This is a genomic window from Shewanella litoralis (assembly GCF_009828585.1).
In the GTDB taxonomy this organism is placed as follows: Bacteria; Pseudomonadota; Gammaproteobacteria; order Enterobacterales; family Shewanellaceae; genus Shewanella; species Shewanella litoralis.
This window is the reverse complement of the sequence record NZ_WSRZ01000175.1, coordinates 1-240: the sequence shown is the minus strand read 5'-3', so window position 1 is coordinate 240 and position 240 is coordinate 1. Positions and strand designations below refer to the sequence as shown.

The 240-nt window shown below is 42.5% G+C and carries 1 protein-coding gene; it reads right to left on the bottom strand.

The window, feature by feature from the left end; all coding sequences use genetic code 11:
- Positions 1-240: transposase (locus GQA99_RS20535; protein ID WP_170293579.1), on the bottom strand; the 240-nt coding region annotated here is incomplete at both ends.

The window sequence follows — 240 nt, the reverse complement described above, 5'->3', positions numbered from 1 at the left end:
CGGTTAAAAATACGTTCGAAAACATCGGTGCCATTGAAACGACGAATACGATTTTGGCTTAAGGTTGATGCATCAATCACTTTTTCTGTCAGTCCCATTCTCAAGAACCAACGGTAAGCTACGTTAACTTCGATTTCTTTGATGAGTTTACGCTCACTTGGAATACCGAAAAGGTAACCCAATAACATGATTTTAAACAGTCTGACGGGGTCGACCGGTGGGCGGCCATTATTAGGGCAA